Below are 3302 nucleotides of genomic sequence, written 5' to 3'. Positions count from 1 at the left end.
TGCCTGTCTGGCTACACCGCTACAACTGGCATCGGCCACACGGCGGGATTAAGTCCCAGACACCCATCAGCCGACTCGGCCTCGACGCGGACAACCTATTGAGGCTCCACATCTAGAGCCGAAAGGCCTGGAAGGAGATTGAACTGCTGGAACACGAAGCCGACGGTCCGGTTCCGGAATTGCGCGAGGGCGCTGCGGTCCTGCGCGCCAAGATCGCAGCCGTCGACCAACAGGCGGCCTGACGTGGGGCGGTCAAGGCCGCCCAGAAGGTTCATAAGGGTCGATTTCCCCGACCCCGACGGCCCGACGACCGCGACATGTTCTCCCATAGCGATGGACAGGTCGACCGCGCGCAGAGCCTGCACGTCCGCGCCGCTCATGGCGTAGGTCTTGGTCAGGGCGTGGGCATGGACGATCACGCCAGTGCCCGGTTGCGAAGGCTCGCAGGTCATCAGGGCGCCCGTGACGCCAGGCCGGTGGCCAGAGTGTCTCCGACCTTGACGTCCCCCGCTAGCACCTCGGCCCACTGATCGCTACGGACGCCCAGACGCACCGGAATCCTGACAAGTCCTGACTCCGTCTCGGGGCTGACGCGCCAGACATGCTCGCCTGTTTGGGAGGCTGTGGAGGGCTGAACCGTCTGCGTGACCCTGCGGTGCGGCGTCGGCTGCCCGCCCGTTAGGCGGGGCGATGGTCGTATGGAAATGCTTTCGAGCCGTACTTTTCCCGCACCGGTCACTGGTGGGCGGAAGGAAACCGCCGCCATGGGGACACGAAGGGCCCGATACCTTGAGGCCGTGATGATCTCGGCCGTGGTCGACATCCTGGATTTCAATCGGTTGTCCCGGTTCGAAAAAGAGGCAATGACCAGGAAGGACACGACATTGTCCCGCTCGGTGGCCTGCGGCTGGACCTGGACGATTTTCCCGACGAAATGTTCTTCGGGATAGGCCTCGGTCCTGAACCGAACGGCCTGGCCGACCTGCACGCCCGCGATATCGGCCTCGTTGACCTCCACCTCCATCCGCATTTCGGTGAGGTCGGTGGCGATCTCGAACAGTCGGGGCGTCTGGAAGCTGGCCGCGAGCGTCTGGCCAAGATTGATGGTCCTGGCGATCACGACGCCGTCGATCGGCGAGATGATGCGCGCCCTGGCTCTGGATATGCGTGCATCCGCCTGCTGCGCCCGGGCGCTGGCCAGTTCCGCCACCCGGCTTTGCTTTTGGGCGACGGCGCCCGCCAGGGCCGACTGTGACCGCGCGTGGACCGCCTGGGCCTTGTCGAGCCCCGACGGCGACAGCAACCCTCGTTCGGCAAGGCTGGAACTGCGATGCAGCGCTAACTCGGCTTCGCGGACACTGGCGCGCTCGCGGGCAATGGAAGCCTCGGCTTCGGCCACGCCGCCCTCGGCGACGCGGATAAGCGCGTCGGCTTGGCGCACGGCGGCGTCAAGCCGGGTCGGCTCGATCTCGGCAAGGACCTGGCCGGCGCGCACGGGCGTATCGATATCGACATGCACCGCGGAGACGAGGCCCGAGACTTCGGCGCCGACCTCCACCGTGCGGGTCGGCCGGATTTTGCCGGTGGCGACAATGGTGCGCTCGACGAGCCCTCTCTCCGCCGCGGCGCTGTTGTAAGCTGGGAGCTTTTGCTTGGGAAAAAACAACCAGGCGAATACTACGCCGGCAAGCAGCAACGTTGCCGTCCAGAGCAGACGTCGACGTCCAGGCGGACGTTTCGTCATCCAATTAGCACCCACACTCGATCCCCGAATAAACGCTAGCCCCCTCGTTCGTCAGGGCAGTTTTGTCATTTCAGCCGAACCGAACGTGAGCTTCCCACCGGGGATGAGCGCGGCGCGCAGGATCGCGTTGCCGGCATAGGAATATGCCGACATCGGCTTTAGCTCGAACGCGATGCCTTCGATGGCGTTTCCGGGCTTTCCCAGTTCAACGATCAGCAGGTCACCGGCCATGCGGCAGTTGCCGAACATGCTCTTGGCTTCGGTCGGTGGCGCCGTCGGATCCGAAAGCATGCAGACGTTGAGGCGATGGTTCCTCGACGAAAACTCAACGTCGATTGTGCCTGTAGTCCGCTGCTCGCTGCCGCTACTGTTGCGGACCTTGATCTTGACGTTGGCATTGCCGGTATCGACCTTGTTCCAGGTCAACCGATAAAGACCTTCAGGTATTTGAGCGTTCGGAGACGCCGTGTTGGTCTTGTCGCCGCATCCGGCCAAGGCCAAGGCCAAAAGGGTGGTCGCAAGCCGTTGATAACGCAATCTACTGCCTCCTCAGAGATAAGCGAGGGGGAGCGACGCACTGCCGCCGCCACCCCTCCAAATTCAAACGTCACATGGCGAGGTTCTGGCAAACCTCGACGCCTGGTCTGACTTCATTACAGACCGTGAAGGTGACCTCGAACATGAGGAACTCGTAGGTTACGGCCGCGGCAGAGGCCGTACCCAAGGGCGACATAACGGCGCTCGCGCCAATCGCGATAGCGAGCGCCTGAGCGCAACGCACGATCGATTTCAACTGCATGTTGTTATCCTGTGGATGCCGCCTCGAATTCAAGGCTGGATTGTGGTTACAGATGAGTCAATGTGAAATTGTCTTTCGGCTGGGTGCTTAGAGCGCGTCTAGCCACAGCGTTGCGGCCGGGCTCTTCGCGGCGCCTTCGCTGGTCAGGTTGACGACCTGGCAGGTCTTCACACCTTGCCCGTTGGTGACGCACACCTCATGGGAAACCTCGAAGAAGTAAAAATCGACGCTGAACTCAACGGCCGAAGCTTGGGTGGCGACCGAGAAGCTGGAGGCCATCACGACTGCGGCGATCATCGCAGCGCGGGTGGCGAAGCGTGGAAGTTTTACCGACATAATTTTAGTCCCTCCAAAATGCGATACAATCTCGCATTGAGGAGTTCGCGTTCTTCAATAGGGGGAGAGTCAAGATAAAAGACAATTTTAGCGTGTCTTCAGGTGGCGAAGGAATTGGGGACATCGCGTGACCCAGGCAGACCCATCCAACCCTGACGAACCCCCTCTTTCGCGCTAGATATGACCTCCGGCGCGCACAGCCCCGACGCCCTCGCCAAAGGCCAGACATCATGCCCACAGACTCCAGCGCCGACCCTGCCTCGAACGACCCCGACGCATTGGACAACCGTCTGATCATCGAAATCCTGAGCTGGGACTGGGCCCTGCATGTCGGCATGGCCCCGGACTCCGTGCCGCAGGAACAGCGGCATCAGGGCGGCCTGATCTACAGCCGGGGGCTTGATATCAACGGGCGCATTGTCA

6 protein-coding genes and 1 pseudogene are annotated in these 3302 nt (G+C 62.2%); 2 read left to right on the top strand and 5 right to left on the bottom strand.

Annotated features, from left to right (window positions below):
- A pseudogene (locus ACIQ3B_RS18405) lies at window positions 1-116 on the top strand (IS481 family transposase); the annotation flags it as partial.
- Here the strand turns inward: ACIQ3B_RS18405 and ACIQ3B_RS18400 are convergent.
- The 5 genes from ACIQ3B_RS18400 to ACIQ3B_RS18380 form a co-directional block, all read right to left on the bottom strand.
- Complete coding sequence (locus ACIQ3B_RS18400; protein WP_397405179.1) at window positions 96-452, bottom strand: ABC transporter ATP-binding protein; 357 nt, start codon at window positions 450-452, stop codon at window positions 96-98. The pseudogene ACIQ3B_RS18405 and the gene ACIQ3B_RS18400 overlap by 21 nt on opposite strands.
- Window positions 452-1744: an efflux RND transporter periplasmic adaptor subunit gene (locus ACIQ3B_RS18395; RefSeq protein ID WP_397405177.1), complete on the bottom strand. Its 1293-nt coding sequence runs from the start codon at window positions 1742-1744 to the stop codon at window positions 452-454. The genes ACIQ3B_RS18400 and ACIQ3B_RS18395 overlap by 1 nt, the downstream gene beginning before the upstream one ends.
- Window positions 1745-1795: 51 nt before the next feature.
- Window positions 1796-2281: a hypothetical protein gene (locus ACIQ3B_RS18390; RefSeq protein WP_397405176.1), complete on the bottom strand. Its 486-nt coding sequence runs from the start codon at window positions 2279-2281 to the stop codon at window positions 1796-1798.
- Between the two features lie 70 nt (window positions 2282-2351).
- Window positions 2352-2543, bottom strand: coding sequence for a hypothetical protein (locus ACIQ3B_RS18385; protein WP_397405174.1), 192 nt, complete (start codon window positions 2541-2543; stop codon window positions 2352-2354).
- An 87-nt stretch (window positions 2544-2630) separates the two neighbouring features.
- Entirely contained in the window at window positions 2631-2879 is a 249-nt protein-coding gene (locus ACIQ3B_RS18380) for a hypothetical protein (RefSeq protein ID WP_397405172.1), read from the bottom strand.
- Between the two features lie 230 nt (window positions 2880-3109).
- Between ACIQ3B_RS18380 and ACIQ3B_RS18375 the strand changes: the two genes are divergently transcribed.
- On the top strand, window positions 3110-3302 hold a 193-nt coding region (locus tag ACIQ3B_RS18375), incomplete at its 3' end, for a hypothetical protein (RefSeq protein WP_397405170.1).

It is taken from the genome of Phenylobacterium sp. (genome assembly GCF_044358365.1).
Taxonomy (GTDB): Bacteria; Pseudomonadota; Alphaproteobacteria; order Caulobacterales; family Caulobacteraceae; genus Phenylobacterium.
Note: the sequence above shows the minus strand (reverse complement) of the source record. Positions and strands in the feature narration are given on the sequence as shown.